The organism is Flavobacterium sp. (assembly GCF_043780635.1).
Taxonomy (GTDB): domain Bacteria; phylum Bacteroidota; class Bacteroidia; order Flavobacteriales; family Flavobacteriaceae; genus Flavobacterium.
Genome location: NZ_JAYWCK010000014.1, coordinates 1 through 23,825, shown reverse-complemented (window position 1 = coordinate 23,825; position 23,825 = coordinate 1). Strand labels below are relative to the sequence as shown.

Here is a 23,825-nt window from a genome sequence, read left to right as displayed (position 1 = left end):
CCAACACCATTTTTATCTGACACTTTCCCTTTAATTACTTGACCAGACATATACCCTGGAAGCAGAATGAGTGCTAAAAAAATAAAAATAAAATTTCTCATAAATTAATGATTTGTAAAAGTTAGTAGAGCCAAATTAGATAATTACAACGTTATAGTAAGCTATATAGAGTTACTACACAACTACATCAATTTGTTAAACCATATTACAAAATCAATATTTACAAGCAGTAGATAGCGATAATAATAGAATTCAATGAATAATTTGATGTAATAATGATGTAGTATAAAAATACAAAAAAATAATTAAAAAAGTAAAATATGTATAAAAAATATGACTTTTTTATATAGATAATAAAAATTTGGAAAGGTTTTCATCCTGAATAAGGTTCAATTTCTTCCTTAACCTATAGCGTTGCAGCTCAACACCACGGAAAGTAATATTCATCATCGGGGCAATTTCTTTTGAAGAAAGGTTCATTTTTAAATAGACACATAGCTTGATATCCTTTGAAGTAAGATTTGGATATTTTTTAGTGAGGTTGATAATAAATTGGTCATGTATTTGATTAAGGTTTGATTCAAAAGTCTGCCATTCGTGTTTGTTGATTGCATTTGATTTTATAACTTTTTTAATTTCACTTTTAAGTTTATTGAAATCCACTTCAGTATTTAAAATTCCCTGAATACTTTCTATCATTTCGCTTTGTTTTGCAATTGAAAGTGACTTACCAGTAACTTCGGACGATTTAGTTTGCAATTTTAACTCCAGAATATGCTTTTCATATTCTTGTAGATTTAATTCATTTTCAACTTTTAAACTCATCTCCAGGATTTTCTTTTGGTGCTTCAATTCTTCTTCTTGCAATTCTAATTTTTGGACGTACCGCATTTTATTCCATCTATAATACAGATATAATATTGTTCCTAAAACAGCTATATATAAAACTATCATCCAAAATGAAAAATACCAAGGTTTAGCAACGATAAAATTAAAGTTGGAAACTTCGTTATATTGTATGCCATCAAAATAATAAACAACAATATTATGCGAACCACTATTTAAATTATTTAATACAATTTCACCATCTTTTATTGATATAAAACCATTAGACTCATTAATTTTATAAAATAAACTTGGTTTTGTATTGCCATAAATTCCAGATATAACCCCAATTTTAAGTTCCGAATTATACTTTATTTTTGATTTGTTTTTTATCAAATCTCCATTAATATAAGCTTCTATCTTTAAATTTGGAATATGATTAATCTCTTCTTTTAATTGAAGGGAAATAAATCCATCATCAAGGTTTAATAGATAATTATTATTGCTTTTGAAAATTTTAATATTATCATTTATTATTTTTCCTCTATAATATTTTTCCTGAATACTATTCCAAACAAACTTATTTTCATTAGCATAAATATGATATAAAAGTCCTTCTTGAAGTACAACAAAGTTGTTATCATCAATAACTACAATATCAGAAATATTTTTAAAATTAGAGTTGAATAAATCATTTTCTATCAATTGATTGGTGATTGAATTATAAGTGTACCAGGAATTATGTATCAAAAAAAGGATTTCGTTTCGAAATTCAAATATTTTTACGCCAAAATCATCGGCAATTTTACTCTTTTGTGCTACATTTTCAACCTTAATGGTTTCATAAGCATCATTATACAAAATCCGATACAAACCTCTGTAATTATCAGCTGCCCATATCTCATTTTTTCTATTTTGCGCTACATATTTTATAGGTTTTAAAAGCCCGTTAATTATAGTTCTTTGAAACAAATCATTAGTGTTTTTATATATCCAAACACCACTGTAAGATGCTTGCAAATAAGAATTATTTATGTTGCTCTTAGTCAAATTCCAACCACCACTTATAGAATTCAATTTAGAAAATAAACCGTTTTCATAAATAAACGTCCCTTCGTTATGACCTATTAGATATTTATTGTTTATTTTGCTAATATTCCATGCTTGACCTTGTGTCATTGGAGCCAAAGAAAAATGATTATCTTCATACTTAAAAATACCGTGATTCGAGGCTATCAAAAAACCTTTATCTGTAGTTGCAACTGAATATACTGAACCTAAAGTACCGGAATTATCATAAAAAATTGAAATGGGTGAATTAACCTCAATATGAGCAATTCCATTATCTAAACCCAGCCATAAATTATTTTCTTTGTCCTGACCAATACTCAAAATAGAATTATTCATCAACACATTATTTCGGTTGATATTGATATAGGAACTGTCGTTTAAATTAAAGACGTAAAGTCCTTTACTTGCCGTGCCAATAATCAATTTATTGTTTTTTATAAACTTGGCAGCGTTTACAATAACCGTTTTCAAGGTTTCGTTTAACGGACTTTTCCAAGAACTCAAAACTCCATTTTCGTCAACAAAAACGCCGTTTTTTTTAGTAAATATGTAAGTTTTATTATTATGTTTTTCAATAGCGTGAATGACATTGTTTTCCAGAATTTCCCAACCTTTTACTTTTGAAATTTTTGAATTATAAATCTTGTAAACACCTCTATCTACTGAGGCAATCAAAAGTTGATCTTCAATTTTAAAGCAATATGAAATAAGGAATGGAAATTTAGTTTTCTTAATTATCTTGCCGTCATAAAGAAAAATTTCGTTGAAGGATTGAAAGTAAATTTTGTTGTTGAACTTAAAAATTTTCCAAATTTCTTCATTCTCGCTATCCTCAAAAACTTTCTTACCTTTAGAAATGGAAACATAAATCATTTTTCCACCATTACGAATCCAATAACCAAATTCTTTATAAGAACCTGAATAAATTTTTTCGCCATCTACTAGTATAGACCGTATTATGGTTTTATTGGGCAGAGTATATTTCTCCCATTTTACGCCATCATAACGCAATAAATAATGATTATTGGCAAAATACATTGCCCTATCGTTCCCTTGGTCAACATTCCAAATCTGATTGTCTCCCTGATAGTTTGATTTATTATAATTTTCAACAAAAGGCAGCAACTCTTGAGGGTAAAGTTGAAACGATATCAAGCCGAAAAAAAGTAACTTTATTAAGACTGTTTTCAAAATTGGAGGATTTATTTTCAAATATAAACACATTTTTCCAATAAAAACATAAAAAAAAGCTCCCCAATTGAGAAGCTTTAGATTTAAATTGAATTGTAATATCCTAATTATTTACCATCTACATAATCTTGCAGATAGCTAAATCTTGGTGTGAGTTTACCTTTTTCGGTCATTTTTGCCCGTTCTAAAATCCCGTCTTTATCTCCATTGAAAAATGCAGGAATCACGTATTCCATAAACATTTCACCAAAACCTTCGCTGGCATCTTTTGGCAATTCACAAGGTAAATTATCAACCGCCATTACCACAATCGCTGCAGGATGAAAAATATCTACTTCTATATTTTCACTAGGTAAATAACCATACAAAGGATCTGCAATGGTTGCTGATCGGAGTGTGCAAGCTATTGATCCATTGGCATCACAAGATATATCCGCAACTACTTTTATTTTACAATCTTTAGAGTTAAGCATTTCACGAGTAAGGATATTTGGCGCTTCATTAGCTTGAAAATGTGCAGTAATGTATATATCTGAAACTTTTGTAAATCGTTCAAAATTTGAAACATAATCCTGAGGATTATGAAAAAAATCATTGAAGTCTAAAACTATTCTGTCTTTTCGAACATTATAATCCAATACATCAATCTGAGTATAAACAGGTTGAGTATACGTTTTTGTTAAAAAATTTTCTACCGAAATTTCCTTAATTTTAATGGCATCGAGAACTTCTTTGACACCATTACCTACTTTTCCTGTTCCGGTAACTACAAATTTCAAAGGTGGCAAAACCAATCGTTTTAAATGTGCAATTATATCCTCTTTCCCGGAAAGCGTTTCGGCTTTTGGAAGTTTGAACAATTCGAATTTTATTCCAAAAGCGCGAATACTATTGTATGCGCCAACAATTCCAGCATATTTTCCAAAACCGATTAACCTGCGATTATGAGCATCAACGATGGTTTCGTGATCATAAAAATCAATGTTTTTTTCCAATAAAGCTTGCAAAAGTTTTCTGTTATGTGGCTGTTTTTTTATAGTATGCGAAAAAAAGAAATAGGATTTATTAGGAATTAGGTTTTCTACAGGAACTTCTTTTACTCCAAAGAACACATCACAATCACTGATGTCACTGGTAACTTCTATTCCCATATTCTTAAACTGTTCATCGGTAAAAATCCTAATATCGGAACTTTCAACTTTTACAGAAACACCTTGATGAAGTTGTTTTAATCTTGCTAATTCGTCAGGAGAAAACACAACTCTTCTGTCAGGCGGGTTTTTTCTTTCTTTAATAATTCCGAACTTCATTTTTTGCTTTTTTTATATTTTAACTTTATTGCGTCTTTTTGTTACAAATATAACATTATTAATTAATTCACATTCATTTTCGAAAAATTATTTTGGAATATAAATCATTAAAAGCTGATAAATAAGAAAATGACACAAAACACATTTTTTAAATTAAAAAAAATGTTAAGGTTTTCGAAAAATTTATAAATCAAAAGGGATTGATTCTATATATTTGTCTTTCTAGCAAAATATCTATGAATTTTATCAAACGCTCAAATATACTACAATTACTTCTCTTACTTTTGGTTTTTAGTTCTTGTGTGAAAGAGAAAAAAAAAGAGATTACCGATGCTCAACTACCAAAAGATGCATTGCCAAAAATGAAGCCTTTAATCAATGAAACTCCAAAACTTACAGCAGAATACATCAATTCAACCAAAAATTTAATAGATGCATTTTACAGAAAAAATTGGCCTAACAACAGCATGAATGGTGGATTTCTTGTGGCTAAAAACGGTCAGATTATATATGAAAAGTATGAAGGTTTTGCCAACATTAGAGACAAAACACTAATAACAAGTAATACTCCAATCCATATTGCATCGGTGAGTAAGGTTCTTACCGCTACAGCAATTTTAAAATTGGTCAATGCTAAAAGAATTGGATTAGACGATAAAGTTACAGTCTATTTAGCAGCGTTTCCGTATCCAGATGTAACTGTAAGAATGCTATTAAGTCACCGAAGTGGGATGCGCAGTTATGCCTATTTTACGGATCGAGACAAAAACGTTTGGGACAGACATAATACACTGACCAATCAGGATATATTAACCATAATGGGAACAAAAAATATTGGGTTAGAGCAAAAAACAGGTACTCGTTTTGCGTATTGCAATACCAATTATGCAATGTTGGCTTTGATAATTGAAAAGGTCACCAAACTTTCTTATAGAGAAGCTATGAGCCAAATGATTTTCAAACCACTTGGAATGACCAACACTTTTGTTTTGGATTTTGACAAAGACAAAAAGAAAGTAGCTCCGTCGTATAAAGGCAATAGAGTAGAAATTGGAATAGATTATCTCGATAAAGTATTTGGCGATAAAAATATTTACTCAACACCAAGAGATTTATTAAAATTTGACCGTGCTCGTTATTCGCCTACTTTTTTAGAGCCTTCCCTTTTGAAACAAGTATATATGGGTTATAGCAACGAACATCCTGGTCGGAAAAATTACGGTTTAGGAATCCGAATGATCAATTGGGAAATTGGTAAAAGTTTCTATTTTCACAATGGATGGTGGCATGGTTTCACCTCATCTTACATTACCCTAAAAGATGAAAATGTTACTATAATTGCACTATCTAACAAATTTACAAAAACCACGTATGCTGTTCGCAAATTAGCACCTTTATTTGGCGACTATCCTTTTAAAGTGGAAGATGAATAGTTTGAGAAGTTAGGAATATTATATCATAGAGAATTGAAATTGGTATCGATATTGCTATTGCAAATCTATCAAAATTATTGTAATTTTGCAAAATCTTATTAAGAAATCTGATTCTGAGAGCTATCGGAACTGAAATCTGAAATAAAAAATGGGGTCGACTGGTTTTGACAGCAAGTCGAATTGAAAAGTAAGCACGTCGAGAACTGGGACAATTCTCGTAAATAAAAGGTTTCAAAACACATACACGGCGAAGGAAACTACGCTCTTGCTGCATAATCTGAATTAAAGTAAGATTAGCCTCGTCCTACCAGGTAGGAAAGCAGGATTCACCTCGAAAGCTCTGGTTTATAGCGGTCGATAAAGGTGAATCGTAAATTTAAACCTAGATTTTCACAAGCTTCGGGTGGATTTCGAAATTAAGAAGATAAGCAATGTGTGGCTGTTTCTGGTCGAGCACAAAGTCGAAAACCTAATCAGGAAATAAGCGTGTAGAAAGTTTTTTAGTTGCTTGTTTGGACGGGAGTTCGACTCTCCCCGACTCCACAAATCTATTATCAAATAGAACTAAATGCCTGTAAATTTTAAGATTTACAGGCATTTTTATTTTCAAAACTTTCAAAAAATCAGCTCTCTTAAACCGCATTCTTTCTATTGTCAAAAAAATGAATTGGCTTTCTACTCATTGGATTGTTAATCAATGAATGTAACTCTTGTTTACTGGAAAATTCAATCTTTGGAGTCACTCGTAATTTAGCTCTGAAATGATCTTTTATTTTATGCAAAAGAGCTTCCGATTCATCTTTTACGGCAATCCTGATTAAAATTTCATCTGTTCCTAAATCATTTGTAGAAATTATAATAATGTAATTTTTAATTTTGTCAAAATTATTCAAAATATCAATCATTGCAGGTGGATACAAGGTTGTTCCCTTATATTTTATCATTTGCTGTTTTCTTCCAATAACAGGACCAACGCGCAAAGTATTTCGGCCACAAGAACAAGGATTGGTATGCAATTGCACAATATCGCCTGTTTTAAAACGAACCAAAGGCATCGCTTCAATTCCTAAAGTGGTAAAAGTCAATTCACCAGATTCGCCATTTTTAACCGGTTTGTTATTTTCATCTAAAACTTCAACAATAATTAATTCAGGATGAAGATGACCTCCTATTGAATACTCACATTCAGTAAAAGCAGTGCTCATTTCGGTAGAAGCATAAGTGGAAAACAGCTTGATATTCCATTTATCCGTGATTTTCTTGGATAAAATAGTCATCGAAAAATCTTGATTCCGAAGAGATTCGCCTATGCAAATAGCTCCTTTTAAACCACAATTGTTATAATCAATTTTATTTATTTCAGCATATTCAATTAATTTCAGTAAAAAAGATGGTACAGTAATTAAATAAGTGGGTCTGTATTTCAAAATAGAATCCCATTGAAGTTCCGGAATTCCTGCTCCAACACGAATTACACCAACATTCATTTTTCGTAATCCTAAAAAATAGGCTAAACCAGCCATAAATCTTCTGTCGATTGTAGTCATCAACTGCACAATATCGCCTTCTTTAATTCCGGCACAATCAAACGAAATAGCTTCATTATATGCCAGACGATCTAAGTCTTTATCTGATAACCAAAAAGTTACTGGTTCGCCCAATGTTCCTGATGTGGTAGCATAATCAATAATTTTATTTGCCGAAACACACAGGAAATCATCATTGTATTTTTGCAAATCTTCCTTAGTTGTAACAGGCAAAAGTTGTAAATCTTCTATTGTTTTTATAGTGCTGACATCAATTTTTTCTTTGAAAAAAAGCCTTTTATAAAAGGGGGAATTTTGATTGACATAAGTTAAAACTTCCAAAAGTTTTTGCTCTTGTAAATCCTTAATTTCAGTTGCAGCAGCTTTTTCTATTGCAGGAATCATAGTAATTTTCTTTTAATTTTCTTTAAATACTTTTGTATTTCTTCTTTTTCCGGAATTGTTGTAATTTCTTTAGTCAAAGCTTTTTCAAATTGCTCTTGAGCCAATTGATATATTTTTTTTTGATAGAAATACAATCCAATTTTATAATAAACACACCAATAATCCGGATTCAAAGATTGATAATATTTAGCAAAATGGAGTGGTAAATCCTTTTTATTTTCTAAAAAAGTATCCATCTTTCGATCTTCAACTCTAAATTTTTCATAATTAGCATATTCGGTCGTTTCCAAAAAAGCGTCTTTAGGAATGTTTAATTTTTCGTTTTGCATTGAAACAATAGAATCGTTAGGATTCCTATTTACGAAAATTTTATTCAAATCATAACATACAAATTCGCCCAATTGATATGGAGTTGAAGAAACCCAAACCAAACGATCTTTGGGTTTAAAAATAATTCCGTGATGAGCAATCAACTGATTTAGGGCTTTTTCGTTACCATAACCCAAAGGCAAATTATTCAAACCTTCTTTATTGCGAAGAATATTCGCTGCTATTTGAGGATTAACTTTTGGATTTTCATCGAATAACTGAGTCATTTTATCAAAACGATATTTTGAGTGACTATTTTCAATTTGAAACAGATTGCTTTTGCCATTTTTTAATTCTATACTTTGAAAATGATTGGAACAAATCAATTGGTTGCTGTTTGGCACTTCATAAACTCCAAAATTATCTGGAGTAACTTCGATTATAATTGCTTTTCCATCATTGGCACTGCCCACCATTATTGACTCTGAGACAAAAACTTTTCGTTTTTTGGCAATAGCAATTGCTTCGTCAAGTGTTGATGCATATTGCAAAATTTCTCTGGTCAGAATTGAAATTGGGGTTTTTGCCACTAGTGGGATTTTGGATTTTGCAGCATTAATGGTAACCGTCAAACCTTCCATATTCATTCCGGAAACTGCCCCAATCATTCCTCCCCAAGTCACCATCATAAAAGAATGACCTTCTTTTGGATGGATAAAAGCAACTATTTTATCTTTGGCAAAATCATCTCCTGCATAAAAATCAAAATTCCGTCCTAAAATTAAGTTACCGTCTTCAGATTTATCGCCCCAAGCGGCAAAAGAAGAACAACCAACCAATGCTAAATCTTGTAAAGCGTGACCAATATCGTGAGCTGCATTCAGATACAAACTGCGTAAATAACGAGGTGCAATGTTATCATAATCGTGGGAAGTGTACTTCGAAATTCCATAGATTTCTGTCTTATATTCTTCAGGAATGTTGAGATACAGTTTCCGGCCGTACCATTTTAGAAAGGTTCGAAGTGATTTTTGCTTAAATTTTGAAGGTAACATCTCATATATTCTATTAAAAAATATTTTTTGTTGTTTCTTTAATAATGAATCGGTTAAACTACCTGTAGCCAAGCCTCTTTCTAGCGGATCGCCTTCGACATATAGTTCCCAAAGATTTTGTTTATTTTTTAAAAAATAATTATTCCCAGTTGAAAAAACAGTTTTTGATTGTTTATTCACAATAGGAATTGTGTTATTATAACCTTCTAATTGAGGTTGATTGTGCATTGATTTTGAAGTACCACAAGAAATAATTGTCGAAAGAAAAGCAAATAAAAATAGGAATTGAAAAAGTGTTTTCATCTTCAAATATTTTATTGTTTTTCTATAAATTGATTAATTTTATTGACCAAATATTCTTTTCCAATAATTTCCGAACAAGTAACCACAGCACCGATAGTCACACCCAAAACGCCGTGCATATTGATGCTTTGACCTGTTAGATATAAATTATTCAGTTTGGTTTTTGAAGCAATAAATGTTTTCATTGGATTGTTAGAATCTTTAACATATCCATACATATTGCCATTGTAACCGCCAATATAATCCCTATAGGAAAGCGGCGTAGAACTATGCACTGATTGAATACAATCTCTAATTCTCGGAAATTTGAGTTCAATTTCTTTAAGAAATTTTTCAGTTTTATGAGATTTAAATGCTTCGTAACTTTCTCCTCTATCAGATTCTTCGGCGGTGGTATTGAAGGTTTGTTCCCATACTTTTAAATCCTCATATTTCATATAGGTTATAAACGTCATTCCATCTGCCCATATTTCAGCATTTTTTGAAGCATTCATAGAAGCCATAAATGCTTTTGGCCAAGTTTCCTCGTCATATTCGTGAGTAGTCCATACTTCATTACTGTTTTTAAAATGATAGTAATTATGATTAAGGTATTTGAATGTTTTAGGTTTGAAAACCAAATACAAACTAAAAGCAGAAATAACGCCTTCTAAACTCTTGATTCGATTGTAAAATGATTTTCTGAAATTGTCTACTCCTGCCATTTTCAATGTGGCTTTAGGGTCAACATTAGAAATAAAAATAGTAGCCGAAACTTCGGTTCCATCTTTCATTTTGACAGAAGAAACAGTATTATCTTCTACTTGAAATTGAACAACTTCCTTGTATTTATAGATTTCACCACCATGTAATTTGAGTTGTTTAATCAACTGTTTGGTAATTTGACTCCCTCCATTTATACAACGCCAGGCACTCTGAATGTAGGAATTCACAGATAATGCGTGAACATAAAAAGGAGATTTATCGGCAATTCCGGCATATAGAAAATTAGTGCCAGCCAAAACAGCTCTTAATTTAGTGTTTTCGGTTAGGTCATCAATATATTGTTTTGCATTTATAGACAATTGTTCACTGTCGTATTTCCCTTCCCATTCTAAATTGTACAAGGGGAAAGAACTGCAGGTTTTAGTGATTTCTTCGCAATATTTTCGAATTGTTTCTCTTTCTTCTGGAAAAAATTTTGATAGTTGATTTACAAAATTGTCATAACCTTGAGCATGTGGATATTCTTGGGATTCGTTTTCAAAAGAAATTATATCGAAACCATTTTCGTCCATTTTTTTGAGTTTCAAATCATCCATTATGCCTAAATATTTAAAATATTTATACAAATTTTGACCTTCATTTAAACCTCCTATATAATGAATTCCAGTATCGAAAATTGTTTTATCACGCACAAAAGTTTGCAGATTTCCACCAAATTGACCATTCTTTTCAAGCACACAAACGCTGTAGCCTTCTTTGGCTAAAATAATAGCTGAAGCAAGTCCGCCTAAACCACTTCCTATAATGACAAGGTCATACTGCTTTTTCATTGCTTTTTTAGGATGATAAATTTACTATTCTCATTCATAATTTTAAAACCAGAATTTATTAAATTTTGTTGAATTACTATTTCATTAAACAAAATTACAGTTCCTGTAAATGAATCAATTTCACAATTAAAAGATGAACTTGTAATCACTATTGATTCATATTTTTTAATGTCTATTTCATTAACAGTATCAAAATAATGAATGGCTCTTTTTTTAAGAAAATGATTGGTTTTCGCACAACTTCTTTTGCTTTCATTTTCAATAAAACAATCAATTTTTCTTTGTGATTGCTGCAATGCCAAAATCACATCCAGCTGTCCATAATCATCCGAAAAATGGAAAATTTTAGATTTACTTCCAAGAAATGCATTGAGTTCATAGTAGGCTTGGCTATTTACTTTGAAATCATCTTTTACTGATTGTATTATATCGGTTTCTTTATAATCAAAACTATTAAAAAGTGTTGATTTAAAGTAATCTGCATCTTCATATTGCAACCGCATTTTTGCAATATGCATTCTAAAAAAGTTATTTATTTTTTTTGCTCGTTCAGTGTAATTTTGACCAAAATCAAGATCAGTAGGAGAAATTCTTTCTAAAATTTCTACCGTAGTCGAAGCTTTGTACAACATAAAATCTCCTTTGGGCGAACCTTCAGAATAACCGTGAATCAAAACAGGCACTATATCTAATTTAAATTCCTCAGCCAAATAAAAAGCCCCTTTGTGAAATCGTTTTACAGAATTATCTACCGAGCGAGTCCCTTCTGGAAAAACCATTAACGAAAACCCTTGATTGACTTTTTCTCTCAAATGTTCCACTCCATTACCTATTCCATTTGAAACTGGATAAAAGCCTGCCAATCTGACCCCACGACCAAAAATTGGCGAATTATATACCCAATCACTAACTAGAAAAATTATTTTTGGGCTCAACATACCAACAGCTAATATGTCTAAAAACGAAGTGTGATTAGCAATAATAACCGCAGGTTTATCGAAATTTTCATTAGAAGTATTGATAATTTTTCTTTTGATAGAAGGATAGGTCAAAAATACTGAATGCATAAAATTTGACATTAAATAATGAAATAGTTGCACTTTTTTATCTTTTGCTATTGGAAAAAATTTCACTAAAAAAGAGCCCAAAATAGACAATAAGAATCCGCCTAATCCAAAATAAGTGAAAGACAAAACAGAATGCAATAATCTCTTAATTCCGAATGGTGGTAAACCTTTTTTTACTCTATTGGTTACAAAAAAATCAAAAACCAAGGGTTGCAAAATAAATGTTATCAGTAAAGCTGAAAATATACCAATGATGGAAATGGTAGCAATGGATTTTAAAGCAGGATGTCCAGCAAAAATAAGCACTCCAATACCCAAAATCGTGGTCGCCACAGATAGCAAAATAGAGGTCCTGTATGTGGGTAATTCTACTTTTCCAAAAGTGTGTTCCTTTTGTAGAGCCATTGTCATAAAAATACTGTAATCAACCCCTATTCCGAAAATTAAGGTGCAAACAATGATATTGATGACATTAAACTGCAGGCCAAAAATCCCCATAATTCCAGTTGTGAAAAGCCAACTAATCAGTATTGGAATAATGCTGACGATTACCAATTCTATTCTTCTAAAAACCAAAAGAAGGATTAAAAATATAGCAATAAAAGAATAATTTACGAGATCTTCAAAATTGGTTTTAAGCGTTCCAAGAAAAGTTTCATTCGTTTGTTGTCTATCAATTACAACTATATTAGGCTGCTTTTTTATTTCATTTACAAACGAATCTCTTTTGTCATTTGCCACTTTTACTAGGGTAGAAATTGAGTGAAATCCATTTTTGTTAGCAAGAAATTCATCAAGGAAAAATGATTTGATCCTCCTATATTCTGCAATAGAAACCAGAGTGAATTTTTTATCCAAAGTCTCATAAAAAAGGGAGAATGAATTAGATTTGAAACCAAACTTATTGCCATTTAAAGTCAATGCTCTTTTAAGATTATTCTTTTTTGCAGCATCCCAAAAAGCATTCCATTCTTGGATTTTTTGTTGTTGCAAAGCTTCCGAAAATACAATTCCACCAATAGAACTAAAATTGAGAATTTGATTTCTTTTTTTATCACTTTCCAAAGTAGTAAAAAGCAAATTATTGTTAGCTATAACTTCTTCGTAACTTTTGCCATAAGTAACCAAATAAATGGATTTTGAAGAAATGTTGGCAATGTTTTCCAGTTTTTTCTCTGCCATTTTCAAGTCTGGGCTCATAAAATTCAAACTCGAAAGATCATTATTGAAAGTTACCTTTGAATAAGTAAAAAACGAAACAATCATCATAATACCTATAGAAACAACCAGGAATATGTTTTTCTGATAGGAATAAGAACCCAGTTTGTCAACAATATTTGAATTTGGAATTAAAACTTCATTCTTAGATTTATACAAAAGCGGAATTAACACTAATGAGAAAAAAGAAGTAGCAATAACGCTCAACGCTGCAAAAATTCCTAGATCTTTTAGGGCTTCGGATTTAACGAAAAACAAACATAAAAAAGAAATTGCTGTAGTGGTTCCGCAAAGCAATAGCGGTTTTGAAATGTCTTTATAGAGCAGTTTTACATCCTTTTTATTTCGTAAATGTGTCAAAACATAAATGGAATAATCTGTAGTTTCGCCCAATAAAATTGAGCTGATTCCGAGTGAAATAGCTGAAATACTTCCTTTTACGAAATATAAAACGGCTAACGCAAATAAAGCACCAAAAATGGACGGAATAAAAATAAGAATTGGTGTTGATATATTTCTATAGAAAAAAGCGAGAATTAATATCAAACAAACCCCTGCAAAAATGGAAGTGTTTCTAACATCAGCTTTGATTTGTGTGGCATTAGCAACGGCAACAGGTGTTGATCCAAAATAAGTCATCGTCACTTTATTGCTGAATTTTGAATTCAAATTGTTTTTGATTTCGTTCAACTTTTCAATGAAAACAGTGTTTTTATCCGTTTCATTGGTAGGAAGTTTGGGTGTTATAAAAAGCAGTAGATTCTTCTTGTCTTTGGTTAACACAAAACCATTTTCTAATTCAAAATCATCTCCAACACTCAATTGTTGCAGTTTCTTTAGTGCTATAAATGAAATTCCTAATGGATCTTGAAGGATAAAATCTTTAGAGACTATTCCGGTTGGTGAAATCAATGATTTGTAATCAGCTTCTACAATAGTTGCTATACTATCGTTTTGCAACTTATTCTGAATAATTACATAATCATTATTATCTAAGAAAAGAGGCAGATTAGCATATACAAAATCGAATGTTTCTTTTATATTTTCTTCGTCAATTTTTCCCTGAACTTTACTAATGTAATGTTTGCAATTGGCATCAATGCTATCTAAAAACTGACTAGCATATTGAGTTAAATCTTCAGAAGAACCCTTGTAATTACTGGAGATGATAATGGTTATTTTATCTGCAAAATTGACTTGATCCAATACTTTTGAAGTAATACTGGATTGTTCGTTTGAGGGAATTAATTGATTTATATTTTCCTGAAAAGAAATTTGGCGAGCAAAAAAACCAAACACAAAAAGCACGACAAGTGCAATCCCGATGGAAAGAAATTTATTTTTATTGGCAAACGAATATAATGTCAGGAAAAATTGCTGCACTTTTTATTTTTTGTTTCTAAAAGTACTAAAAATTGTCAATAGTATATAACCTGTAAGACCAAAAAGTATTGACATTATTGTGGCTAAAATAAAACTTCCGACAAGATATTGAGTAATGTTAACCTGAACATCTGAAAATGTCATTGAACTGTCAAAAATTAAAGGCTTTGCACTTTGAATGAAATAGCCTCCAATTTTTAATGACCCATAAATAATAAAAGGAATAAATGGAGGAAAACTGACGTTAGAAAAGGCAAATGAAATAGCTTTGTTCAAATTGAACAACACTGCCAAAAACAAAACAATAATACTCTGAAGTCCCCAAAACGGTGAGATTCCAATAAAGACTCCTAAAGCAATTGAAAATGATTTTCTAGCATTAGAATCATTACTTTCCAGAATGTTTTCCAGGAAAAATTTTCTAATACCTTTTTTTTGAATTTTAGCAAAAAAATCTCTTGGCTTAATGTAAAAAAGTGAGACAAACACTAACACCGTATTGAGAATACTTATTCTAGTAAAATCCCGGAATGGTCTAAAATGAGAAACTCGCTCCGCCGGATCATATAAAACTTTGATTGGAATATTTTTAACGTGAATGCCTTTCCAAGCAGAACGCACGATAACCTCGATTTCAAATTCAAATTTAGTGGTAAAATAATTTTTGGGAATGTATTTCAAAGGATACAATCTAAAACCAGATTGTGTGTCCTCCAACCGATTTCCGGTTTCAAACCAAAACCAAAAATTAGAAAATTTATTTCCAAAACTGCTCTTTTTAGGAACGGCTTCCTGCATCATATTTCGGCTTCCAATAAGTAAAAATGGATCGTCATTAGAAATTTCAATTAAAAATAAAGGAATATCAGAAGCAAAATGTTGTCCGTCAGAATCAATTGTTATGGCAAATTCATATCCTAATTGAATTGCCATTTCCAATCCTTTCCGCAAAGCCATTCCTTTTCCTTTATTTTTAGGAAAATTAATTTGAATTAATTGCGGATAATTTTCCAGAATTTCAGAAGTTTCATCCGTTGAACCGTCATTGACAACAATAATATTTGTGATATAAAGTAAAACAGAGTCTATAACACGTTTCAGCGTTTTTTGATTATTATACGTCGGTATAATTACACAAATATTATATTGGTTTAGGTTAATATGCCTGTTTTTAGATAAATCCAAGTTTGATAGTTTTTCTTGCACTAGTTAATCCTTTGCTTTTCGGCTGTTGAGAAACTTTTAGATTGCAGAATAAAGTTTTTTATATACGTCTTTAAAGTGCTTGATTGCTCTTCGTAATGGTCTAGCAAGAATTTTTTGTCTTCCTTTATATTTCCATTATATTTCAAAATTTTAGGTGATTTTTCCTGAATACTCAATCTAATCAAATGTATTTCGATGTTATTAGGTTCACTTGTAACTGCAAATTCTACCATCTTTGCTCCTTCTTTAAAGTTTTTAGATTTATCGGAAACTTCCTTTTTATATTTAGACAAAATCACTATCGATGCGCCTTTGTAGGCCACTAAGGTTTTATTGTTGTCTTTTGTAATATCGGCAAGTTTTGAAGCAAATTCTTTGGCATTATTTTCAGAAATTACCATAGAAGAATATAGTTTTCGAATATCTGAAATTTCAGGAATATTGGAAAAAATTAAAAAAAGAAAAATGGAAAGAAACAATTTCATATCTCGATACTAGTTTGTGATGATAGCCTTCTAAATACCTAAACTTTCCTATAAACACTACTTAGTTTCAAAGCTACTGTATCATTAAAATAAGTAACATTTTTTACTTTAACCAAGTCGTTTTCAGTCATAGAAATATCAAGTTCTAATCGCAATTCTGGTGTGTTAAACGGATTGATTAATGCCATAAACTTAACATTGGTCAAGGATTGCATAAACAAAGAACTTGCAGAGATTTGCTCCGTAAGTTCTTTGATAATTTGCATCATACAAACTCCTGGCATAATTGGATTGTCAGGAAAATGTCCTTTGAAAACTTCATGTTTTTCGTTTATTAAAATCATAGCCAAATAGTTGTTTTCGGCTGTGTTTTCTATAGAAATAACTTTATAAAAATTGTTTAACAGCATATTTTTTATTTTACATCAAAAGTATAAGTTGCTCCTAGCGAGAATACAACATTTGTATGTTCAACATCAGAGTAATACACTGGAATTATTCCTTTTTTCACTCTTGCTTCAATACCAAAATTTGGTGTGAAATTAAATCCAGCACCTAAAACAAAAGCCATATCTACATCAGCCTCAGTGTAGAAATTTTTACTCACAACAAAATCAAGTGTTGGACCAAAATGAATATTAAATTGATCTGTAAATGTAAATTTATTTAAAACCTCTAATGACAAATAATCAACCTTAAAATTAGCAGATCCATTATTTAAAGTATTATAATTTGACCCTTGTGCAGAATAATCAATTTCGGGTTGTAAAGTGTAATATTTTGATAGTTTTAATGCACCATAAAAGCCAAGATAGAAATCAGTATGTGTGTCAAAACTTACATCAGGATTGGGAGTATTATTGGAATAATAATAATAATTCCCTTTTGTAAAGTGGGAAAAATTGGCTCCACCTCTTAACCCTGGCTTAAAAGTTACCTGAGCTTGTGTTTGCAGTATTCCAAAAAAAGCAAAAAGGATAACAACTAATGCTTTTGCAATCTGATTATTTAATTTCATAATGGTTAATTTATTTGTGTTTGTAAATAATTTAATTCAATTCTTAATTTTATATTATGATGTTGAATGATAATTTTATTAGCAAAAATATTGTTTTCAGGAGTAATAAAGAGGTTTATTTTCTCTTTTCTTTTAGTTGTATAAACTATTTTGCTTAATGTGTTATCTGATTTAGAAATGAAAAGATAATTATTTATTTTACCATTCTCTGTCAGAAAAACTTTATTTTCTTTATTATCATATTGTTTTTTAACTACATAATTACTTCTTAAAAGCAATCTAAAATCGGTTTTCAAAGTGTTAATCAGTATTTTCTTATCTAATTCATCTACTATAGAATTAATTTTAAATTCTGTTTCAGAAATCTCAAAATCCAATAACTTATTGCCAAATTCTGTTGTAAAAACAACGCGATGTGTGGTGTCGTTTATTTTTTTTGCAATAAAAATTCCTGACAACTCATTTCCATACACCGTAATATTAGCTTTATAAACATAATCCATTTCAGGATTTGAAAAATACGGAACTTCAAATTCAGTTGTTTCTATAGCAACCGGATTATATCCTTTTACAACATTTAAAGTGGAGCAAGAAGATATAATAAATAAAAAAGAAACACTAATTATTAAATATTGTCTCGTCAATTTTCGCATTTAATACTTTGTTTTTCAATACAATTCTGGTAAAATCTTCGGATGATTCAAGAAGTTTTACCTGAATTACAGTAGCATCATCTTTATCAAAAGTTAATTCGATTTGTTTTATGTATTTCTTTAAATTGGCATCTTTAGGAATAAATCTGGTAATCGTATTAGTTTTGTTTTTAAAATAGGAAATAGAAAATTCTTTGTCATCAAACATATCACCGCTAACACTTCCGGCTATAAGTTTATTGATTTTGCCAAATGTTTTACTGCTACCAACATCAACAGCACTTTTTTTACCTTCATCATTAATCAGTATTTTTCCGCTTTTGAAAATAATAGAATAATTATATGGCTTTTTATATTGCCATTGCAACAAACTTGGTGCTACAAAAACCATTTTACCAGAAGATTCTATGTCTTTAGACAAAAAATCCAAATGTTTGTATTGCACAAAATCAGTACTTAAGGTTTTGATTTTTTTTGATACTTCCTTGACTTTTTGTTTGAAAATTACGATTTCATTTTCAGACATTTTTTGTTCCTGAGCAAAAGAAATAAAAGGGCAAACACACAAAATCAATAGAACACAATAAAATCTAATTTTCATAAGCTTTGATATTAAAAAGTTCTTCAATTGAAACAACTTTATATTCATTTTTCTTCAAATGTAGCATTAACCGTTCCAAAATTTTTATCGTGTGTGAAGTATCATGCAGAAGAATAATTCCACCCGGTCTAATTCGTTTTTTAATTCGGTCAAAGATAAATTTTTCGTTTCTAAAGATTCCATCTAATGAGCGAATATTCCAACCAATTACTTTGTGTTTGGTCACTTCTAAAGCTCTCTTTATATAAGGATTTGTAACTCCATATGGCGGTCGAAAAAGTTGCACTTTCTTTCCGGAAATACTTTCAATTAATAAGTCTGTTTTCCTAATTTCTTCAATGACACGATTTTTTCTGTAAAAATCAAAAAACCTGGAATGACTGAAGGAATGATTTCCAACAATATGTCCTTCTTCAACAATTCGTTTTATAATTTCAGGATGCTTTTCAATGTTTTTTCCAATACAAAAAAAAGTCGCTTTGACATCCATTTTATTTAATATCTTTATAATGGATAAAGTATTTTCATTTGGACCATCATCAAAAGTTAGTGCAATTTTATTATCCCTTTCCAAAGGATTATTACAATACGCTTTTACGTGAAAATTCAAAGAAATAAAAAAAGAACCAAAAAAAAGAATCATAAATCGAACTGCCAAAATTATTAAAAAAATCCACCAATTTATGGGTACAAAAAAGCTTAAAGCCAAAAAGAAAGATAAAATGGCAAAAGAAATGATGTTTATTTTTTGGTAATTTAACATTTTGAAATTAAAGTAAAACTATGGTCAATTCCTTTGTATTGATTGTATAAAAGAATTGTTTTATAGTCTGATTTTTCCAAATTATTAACGCTGATAATTTCTGGAATTTCTTGTGTTTTTATGATATTTGCTCCAACCCACAATCCAAAAGCTGATGCCGTATTGTATTCACCCGACAACTGTTTATAATAAACTTGCGGTGTTTTGGCAAAAATGTTTTCAGAAAGAATTTTATAATAAGCATCAAATTCCACATCACCATTAAAACCTAAAATTATTGCATCTATATCTGAAACTTGCAAACCATTGGCTTCCAAAAAGGCAATGCATTTTTTTTCAACTTCATTTACAGCCAGTTTATTTAGGATTTCAATATCTAATACTTCGGCATAAGTGGTGCTTTTTTTTTCGTTTTCCAAAACAAAAAAAGTAGCCCCTTCGCCAAAAACTGCCCCTTTGGTAGTTGAGTTTAAAACTCTATATGGAGCTTCATTTTCTTTTTTTATAAATCCTGCTAATCTAAAAAGCGAAGAAGTATAATCGGCATTTTCATCCATTCCACCAACTAAAATTGAATTGACTTCCTCTTCCTCTATCTTCATTTTTGCATCTAAAAGCGCCGATTCAAAGGAAACCGAAGCGTTTACATAGGTTAAGTTATACCCTTTGCATTGCAACCCCAAAGCAATTTGGGCACCAACCGTATTGTGTGTTGATTGAATAAAGGAAGTTGGAGTTAAAAATTCTTCTTTATTATCGATAATTGCTTTCAAAAATTTCTCTGAATCTTCTATACAACCCATTCCAGTTCCGGTAATAATAGCATCAACGATCGAGACATTTCCATCTTTCATTGCGATTGCCGAAGCCACTATGCCGTTTTTTACACCTTTTGCCATTCTTCTTATAGCAACAGGCGAAATAAAATCTTTGTAAACTGGTTGTTTTAATATAAGAACAGTGTCATTTTCATTGATTTCGGCTTTCTCTAAAAAAAGGGTATCGAATGTTTCCTGAGCCGAAATACAACCTAGTCCGTTAATATATGCCTTTCTCATTTGCTTTTAGAAAATATTAGGGTCGAACAATTTCCTCCAAATCCAAAAGAATTGGACAATACGTGTTCAATATTTTTATGTTTTAAAGTCGTTTGCGGAATCAAATTAAATTCCTCCATTGGAGTTTCAAAATTCAGGTTTGGAAAAACCACATTGTTTTGAATTGCCAAAACACTATAAACAGCCTCAATCGCAGCTGCCGCAGCTAAAGTATGACCTGTTAATGGTTTTGTAGAACTAAAATCAGGCGCATTTTCTTCTCCAAAAATCCTCACAATAGCTCTTCCTTCTGACAAATCATTATTGGGAGTTGCTGTACCGTGTACATTAATGTAATCTATTTGATCGGGTTTTAATTTCGCCACTTGTAATGCTTTTTTCATTGCCAAAAAAGCACCATCACCATTTTCTGAAGAGGCAGTTTGATGAAAAGCATCATTCGCATTTCCGTAACCAGAAATCCGAGCTAAAACTTTTTTGTTTTCTTTCTTTACAATTTCATCGGATTCCAAAACTAAATAAGCTGCGGCTTCTCCTAAATTCAACCCTTTTCTGTCATCATCAAAAGGGCTATTATAGCCATCGGATAAAATCATTAAAGTCTTAAAACCGTTAATCGTGAATTTTGCCAAAGCATCATTTCCGCCAACAATAACTCGGTCTAATTTTCCTGATTTTATCAGTCTTGCTCCAAGCATTATTGCATTAGCTGCAGAAGAACAGGCAGTGCTGATTGTAGTAACCATACCTTTTAAGCCCAACTCATCGGCAATTTTATGGGCAACATCTCCACCATTGTGACAACTGATATATTTTATAAGATTTTTATCTTCAAAATAGTCGTAATAATGTGTTTCCGTCATATCCATTCCGCCAACGCTTGTTGCTGAAATCAAGCCCGTTTTATATTCATTAATTGAAAAAATTTGAGCGTTATGAACTGCTTGTTTGGCAGCAATTACACCTAACATTGCAGTTCTTGAAAAATTATTATCCAGTGAAAGTTTCAATTCCTCAACTAATTGTTGGTTCGTTTTTTTAATTTCACCTACTTTAATTTCAGCAGAATGTACCGTCGAAATGTTATCGATGGTCGTAATCCCCATTTTATTATTTACTAACGAAACATAATTTTCCTCCACCGTATTCCCGATAGCCGAAATAATTCCCATTCCTGTTATGGCAACTCCTTGGTTCATTAGTTTTTTTATTTTGAATGTTAACTAGTGATTTTAAAATTCTTTATATAAAATCACTACTCTAAATCTAAAATTATTTCGTTCTTTTTTCTTTTATATAAGCAGCCATTGTTTCAATAGACTGAAAGATAGTTTTTCCCTCTTTTGGATCCACTAATTTGATTCCGTAATCTTTATCTAGCATAACTATAAGTTCCAATGCATCAATTGAATCTAAACCCATACCATCACCAAATAAAGGGTCATTATCGTTGATATCTTGTAGTTTAATATCTTCTAAATTTAAAACATCTATTATTTTTTCTTTTAACTCTTGTTTTAGTGCTTCCATAATTATTTGTTATATTCTGTTAATATTGTTTTTATTTTATGTTCAAAACTTCCTTTTCTTCCCACTAAATAGAGGAATGCTTTGTATTCTTCATCGAAATATTCTACCCAACCACACAGCACTTTATCTGCTTTATTTGAATCTAAAAGTACACTGGCATAATTCATCATAAAAGCAGGATTGAACACATCAAATATAAAGAAAGAATTCTCGCTTTTCAATTGATGCCTGATACTAATTTCTCCCAAACAAATATTGGGCAAGGTATAAACAAAAACTGCCGGACTGGGAAAATAATTTTCTGCGTCAGAAATCGAGTTTTGGTATTTCATATCCGTATCCAAACTTGACGAATTGTTGGCTAAAACCAAGGCAATATTGTTCTCTTCGCTACTGTTTATTTCATTTTTCAAAAGTAATTCTGCTCCAAGAAAGGTAAGTTTACTCAAGTTATCCATTTTGAAAAACTTGGCATAATTGATTTCATAATTCTGATATGCTTTCTTTGAAAAGTCTGAAAAGTTTGTTGGTTCCAACTTGAAAATTGATTTGCCATCTAAAATAATTTCATTATTCTGAATCGTGCAAAAGGATTGTATGTAGGTTTTGTTTTCTGACATTATTTCACTTTTTCGAATAAAACCGCCGTATTACATCCTCCAAAACCTGAAGCTGTTTTTAGGAAATAATTAATTTCTTTATCCTCATTTTTTTCAATGATATTGATATATTGGCTTAGTCCGATTTCATCAAAACCCAAAGTGACAAACAATTTACTCTCTAAAACAGATTGAATCCCAATAACAGTTTCCAGTAATCCAGAAGTTCCCAAAGTATGTCCGTAAAAACCTTTCAGACTATTTACGGGAACATTTTCAAGGCCTAATCTATTGAAAGCAATAGCTTCCATTTCGTCATTAAAGGAGGTTGCAGTTCCGTGAGCCGAGATATAATCGATTTGATTGGCGTTGATTTTGGCTTCCGCCAATGCGCTTTCGATACTTCTAAAAAGACCTTCACCTGTTCTTGATGGCCCGGAAATATGGTTGGCATCGTTGATGGAGCCGTCTCCAATAATTTTTATTTTGGAGTTTTTGTTATTTGATGAAACCAAAACTGCTGCAGCTGCCTCTCCTAAACTCACTCCGTTTCTGTTTTTGGAATACGGTTTACAAGGCAAGTCGCTCATCGCTTGAAAGGAATTGAATCCTGACAAAACAAATTCAGAAACTTCATCACCAGCAACAATAAATATATTATCGAACATCTCGCTTTGAATTAATCTTTTAGCAACCGAAATCGCAAGAATTCCTGAAACACAAGCATTGGAAATCACAATCGGTTCCGTTTTAAATCCAAAAAAATCAGCAATATTTTTTGCCAATTGGCTCAAATGTGCCTTTTTAAAATTGGCTGCCGATGGATTCACTAAAGCAGTAATATTTCCTTTGGTCGTAGAAAGAATAAAACCTGTTCTTTCGTCCAATTTTGATTTTTCGATTATAGGTTGCAAAGCCAAAATCATCATTTTTTCTAATCGGGTGAAATTTTCTGCCGGAGCAATTTTGGCGAAAGCCGAATTTATTGCATCATCATTAATTACAGATGCATAAAATGGCGTTTTCATCAATTCCAAATTATGATGCAATTGAATACCCGAAACACTGTCAATAATATTTTTTATATTGGTAACTACATCAAACCCTATGGGTGTAATACAATTGGTTTCGATAATGAAAACTTCTTTTAACATTTTTACATTTCTTGCAATCACGCAATTATTTTAATAAACCAACTTTTTTCTTCCATTCTTCATAAAATGGTGGATTTGTCAGCATTAATTCTCCGTTTTTATCCAAAAAAACCTGAACCGTTTCACC

At 31.0% G+C, this 23,825-nt stretch carries 19 protein-coding genes, 1 other RNA gene and 1 pseudogene; 2 read left to right on the top strand and 19 right to left on the bottom strand.

Annotated elements, in window-relative coordinates; all coding sequences use genetic code 11:
* Positions 1-342: 342 nt before the first annotated feature.
* Together ACH2BV_RS01040 and ACH2BV_RS01035 are read right to left on the bottom strand one after the other, a co-directional pair.
* Positions 343-3,087 (bottom strand): histidine kinase, encoded by a 2,745-nt coding sequence (locus ACH2BV_RS01040; protein ID WP_395048633.1) that lies wholly within the window; start codon positions 3,085-3,087, stop codon positions 343-345.
* Positions 3,088-3,194: 107 nt separating this feature from the next.
* Positions 3,195-4,397, bottom strand: a complete 1,203-nt coding sequence (locus ACH2BV_RS01035) for an NAD(P)-dependent oxidoreductase (protein ID WP_395048632.1) — start codon at positions 4,395-4,397, stop codon at positions 3,195-3,197.
* 236 nt (positions 4,398-4,633) lie between these two features.
* Here ACH2BV_RS01035 and ACH2BV_RS01030 point away from each other — a divergent pair, with 236 nt between their 5' ends.
* Together ACH2BV_RS01030 and ssrA are read left to right on the top strand one after the other, a co-directional pair.
* Positions 4,634-5,830 (top strand): serine hydrolase domain-containing protein, encoded by a 1,197-nt coding sequence (locus ACH2BV_RS01030; protein ID WP_395048630.1) that lies wholly within the window; start codon positions 4,634-4,636, stop codon positions 5,828-5,830.
* 150 nt (positions 5,831-5,980) lie between these two features.
* Positions 5,981-6,376, top strand: a transfer-messenger RNA (tmRNA) gene (gene ssrA, locus ACH2BV_RS01025).
* An 86-nt stretch (positions 6,377-6,462) separates the two neighbouring features.
* On the opposite strand, the gene ACH2BV_RS01020 is transcribed toward ssrA, so the two are convergent.
* The 17 genes and pseudogenes from ACH2BV_RS01020 to ACH2BV_RS00940 form a co-directional block, all read right to left on the bottom strand.
* Complete coding sequence (locus ACH2BV_RS01020; RefSeq protein WP_395048628.1) at positions 6,463-7,761, bottom strand: AMP-binding protein; 1,299 nt, start codon at positions 7,759-7,761, stop codon at positions 6,463-6,465.
* Positions 7,758-9,428, bottom strand: a complete 1,671-nt coding sequence (locus ACH2BV_RS01015; protein WP_395048627.1) for a C45 family autoproteolytic acyltransferase/hydolase — start codon at positions 9,426-9,428, stop codon at positions 7,758-7,760. Before ACH2BV_RS01015 ends, ACH2BV_RS01020 begins: the two co-directional genes overlap by 4 nt.
* Positions 9,429-9,439: 11 nt before the next feature.
* A complete protein-coding gene (locus ACH2BV_RS01010; protein WP_395048625.1) occupies positions 9,440-10,963 on the bottom strand; it encodes a phytoene desaturase family protein in 1,524 nt (507 codons plus the stop codon).
* The gene (locus tag ACH2BV_RS01005) at positions 10,960-14,631 is read right to left on the bottom strand and encodes a 1-acyl-sn-glycerol-3-phosphate acyltransferase (RefSeq protein WP_395048623.1); all 3,672 of its coding nucleotides are present in this window, start codon (positions 14,629-14,631) and stop codon (positions 10,960-10,962) included. Before ACH2BV_RS01005 ends, ACH2BV_RS01010 begins: the two co-directional genes overlap by 4 nt.
* A 3-nt stretch (positions 14,632-14,634) precedes the next feature.
* The gene (locus ACH2BV_RS01000) at positions 14,635-15,837 is read right to left on the bottom strand and encodes a DUF2062 domain-containing protein (RefSeq protein ID WP_395048622.1); all 1,203 of its coding nucleotides are present in this window, start codon (positions 15,835-15,837) and stop codon (positions 14,635-14,637) included.
* A complete protein-coding gene (locus ACH2BV_RS00995; protein ID WP_395048621.1) occupies positions 15,837-16,322 on the bottom strand; it encodes a hypothetical protein in 486 nt (161 codons plus the stop codon). The genes ACH2BV_RS01000 and ACH2BV_RS00995 overlap by 1 nt, the downstream gene beginning before the upstream one ends.
* A gap of 38 nt (positions 16,323-16,360) precedes the next feature.
* The gene (locus ACH2BV_RS00990) at positions 16,361-16,732 is read right to left on the bottom strand and encodes a 3-hydroxyacyl-ACP dehydratase (protein WP_395048620.1); all 372 of its coding nucleotides are present in this window, start codon (positions 16,730-16,732) and stop codon (positions 16,361-16,363) included.
* Between the two features lie 5 nt (positions 16,733-16,737).
* Entirely contained in the window at positions 16,738-17,340 is a 603-nt protein-coding gene (locus ACH2BV_RS00985) for an outer membrane beta-barrel protein (protein WP_395048618.1), read from the bottom strand.
* A 5-nt stretch (positions 17,341-17,345) separates the two neighbouring features.
* Positions 17,346-17,993, bottom strand: coding sequence for a hypothetical protein (locus ACH2BV_RS00980; RefSeq protein WP_395048617.1), 648 nt, complete (start codon positions 17,991-17,993; stop codon positions 17,346-17,348).
* A complete protein-coding gene (locus ACH2BV_RS00975) occupies positions 17,959-18,594 on the bottom strand; it encodes an outer membrane lipoprotein carrier protein LolA (RefSeq protein WP_395048616.1) in 636 nt (211 codons plus the stop codon). The genes ACH2BV_RS00980 and ACH2BV_RS00975 overlap by 35 nt, the downstream gene beginning before the upstream one ends.
* Positions 18,584-19,357 carry a polysaccharide deacetylase family protein gene (locus ACH2BV_RS00970; RefSeq protein ID WP_395048614.1) on the bottom strand — a complete coding sequence of 258 codons (774 nt, stop codon included), beginning with the start codon at positions 19,355-19,357 and terminating at the stop codon, positions 18,584-18,586. Before ACH2BV_RS00970 ends, ACH2BV_RS00975 begins: the two co-directional genes overlap by 11 nt.
* Positions 19,351-20,415, bottom strand: coding sequence for a beta-ketoacyl synthase N-terminal-like domain-containing protein (locus ACH2BV_RS00965; protein ID WP_395048613.1), 1,065 nt, complete (start codon positions 20,413-20,415; stop codon positions 19,351-19,353). The genes ACH2BV_RS00970 and ACH2BV_RS00965 overlap by 7 nt, the downstream gene beginning before the upstream one ends.
* On the bottom strand, positions 20,412-21,614 hold the full coding sequence (locus tag ACH2BV_RS00960; RefSeq protein ID WP_395048612.1) for a beta-ketoacyl-[acyl-carrier-protein] synthase family protein: 1,203 nt from the start codon (positions 21,612-21,614) through the stop codon (positions 20,412-20,414). The genes ACH2BV_RS00965 and ACH2BV_RS00960 overlap by 4 nt, the downstream gene beginning before the upstream one ends.
* A 73-nt stretch (positions 21,615-21,687) precedes the next feature.
* A complete protein-coding gene (locus ACH2BV_RS00955) occupies positions 21,688-21,945 on the bottom strand; it encodes a phosphopantetheine-binding protein (RefSeq protein WP_395048610.1) in 258 nt (85 codons plus the stop codon).
* Positions 21,946-21,947: 2 nt separating this feature from the next.
* Complete coding sequence (locus tag ACH2BV_RS00950; RefSeq protein WP_395048608.1) at positions 21,948-22,565, bottom strand: 3-oxoacyl-ACP synthase; 618 nt, start codon at positions 22,563-22,565, stop codon at positions 21,948-21,950.
* Entirely contained in the window at positions 22,565-23,698 is a 1,134-nt protein-coding gene (locus ACH2BV_RS00945; RefSeq protein ID WP_395048606.1) for a beta-ketoacyl synthase N-terminal-like domain-containing protein, read from the bottom strand. The genes ACH2BV_RS00950 and ACH2BV_RS00945 overlap by 1 nt, the downstream gene beginning before the upstream one ends.
* Before the next feature lie 25 nt (positions 23,699-23,723).
* Positions 23,724-23,825 (bottom strand): annotated as a pseudogene (locus ACH2BV_RS00940) (acyl-CoA thioesterase); the annotation flags it as partial.

Bases quoted from the DNA above. Each gene is read 5' to 3' on its own strand.
- ACH2BV_RS01035 (WP_395048632.1), bottom strand. From the start codon at position 4,397: ATGAAGTTCGGAATTATTAAAGAAAGAAAAAACCCGCCTGACAGAAGA.
- ACH2BV_RS01030 (WP_395048630.1), top strand. From the start codon at position 4,634: ATGAATTTTATCAAACGCTCAAATATACTACAATTACTTCTCTTACTT.
- ACH2BV_RS01020 (WP_395048628.1), bottom strand. From the start codon at position 7,761: ATGATTCCTGCAATAGAAAAAGCTGCTGCAACTGAAATTAAGGATTTA.
- ACH2BV_RS01015 (WP_395048627.1), bottom strand. From the start codon at position 9,428: ATGAAAACACTTTTTCAATTCCTATTTTTATTTGCTTTTCTTTCGACA.
- ACH2BV_RS01010 (WP_395048625.1), bottom strand. From the start codon at position 10,963: ATGAAAAAGCAGTATGACCTTGTCATTATAGGAAGTGGTTTAGGCGGA.
- ACH2BV_RS00995 (WP_395048621.1), bottom strand. From the start codon at position 16,322: ATGAAATTGTTTCTTTCCATTTTTCTTTTTTTAATTTTTTCCAATATT.
- ACH2BV_RS00990 (WP_395048620.1), bottom strand. From the start codon at position 16,732: ATGCTGTTAAACAATTTTTATAAAGTTATTTCTATAGAAAACACAGCC.
- ACH2BV_RS00985 (WP_395048618.1), bottom strand. From the start codon at position 17,340: ATGAAATTAAATAATCAGATTGCAAAAGCATTAGTTGTTATCCTTTTT.
- ACH2BV_RS00980 (WP_395048617.1), bottom strand. From the start codon at position 17,993: ATGCGAAAATTGACGAGACAATATTTAATAATTAGTGTTTCTTTTTTA.
- ACH2BV_RS00975 (WP_395048616.1), bottom strand. From the start codon at position 18,594: ATGAAAATTAGATTTTATTGTGTTCTATTGATTTTGTGTGTTTGCCCT.
- ACH2BV_RS00970 (WP_395048614.1), bottom strand. From the start codon at position 19,357: ATGTTAAATTACCAAAAAATAAACATCATTTCTTTTGCCATTTTATCT.
- ACH2BV_RS00965 (WP_395048613.1), bottom strand. From the start codon at position 20,415: ATGAGAAAGGCATATATTAACGGACTAGGTTGTATTTCGGCTCAGGAA.
- ACH2BV_RS00960 (WP_395048612.1), bottom strand. From the start codon at position 21,614: ATGAACCAAGGAGTTGCCATAACAGGAATGGGAATTATTTCGGCTATC.
- ACH2BV_RS00955 (WP_395048610.1), bottom strand. From the start codon at position 21,945: ATGGAAGCACTAAAACAAGAGTTAAAAGAAAAAATAATAGATGTTTTA.
- ACH2BV_RS00950 (WP_395048608.1), bottom strand. From the start codon at position 22,565: ATGTCAGAAAACAAAACCTACATACAATCCTTTTGCACGATTCAGAAT.
- ACH2BV_RS00945 (WP_395048606.1), bottom strand. From the start codon at position 23,698: ATGTTAAAAGAAGTTTTCATTATCGAAACCAATTGTATTACACCCATA.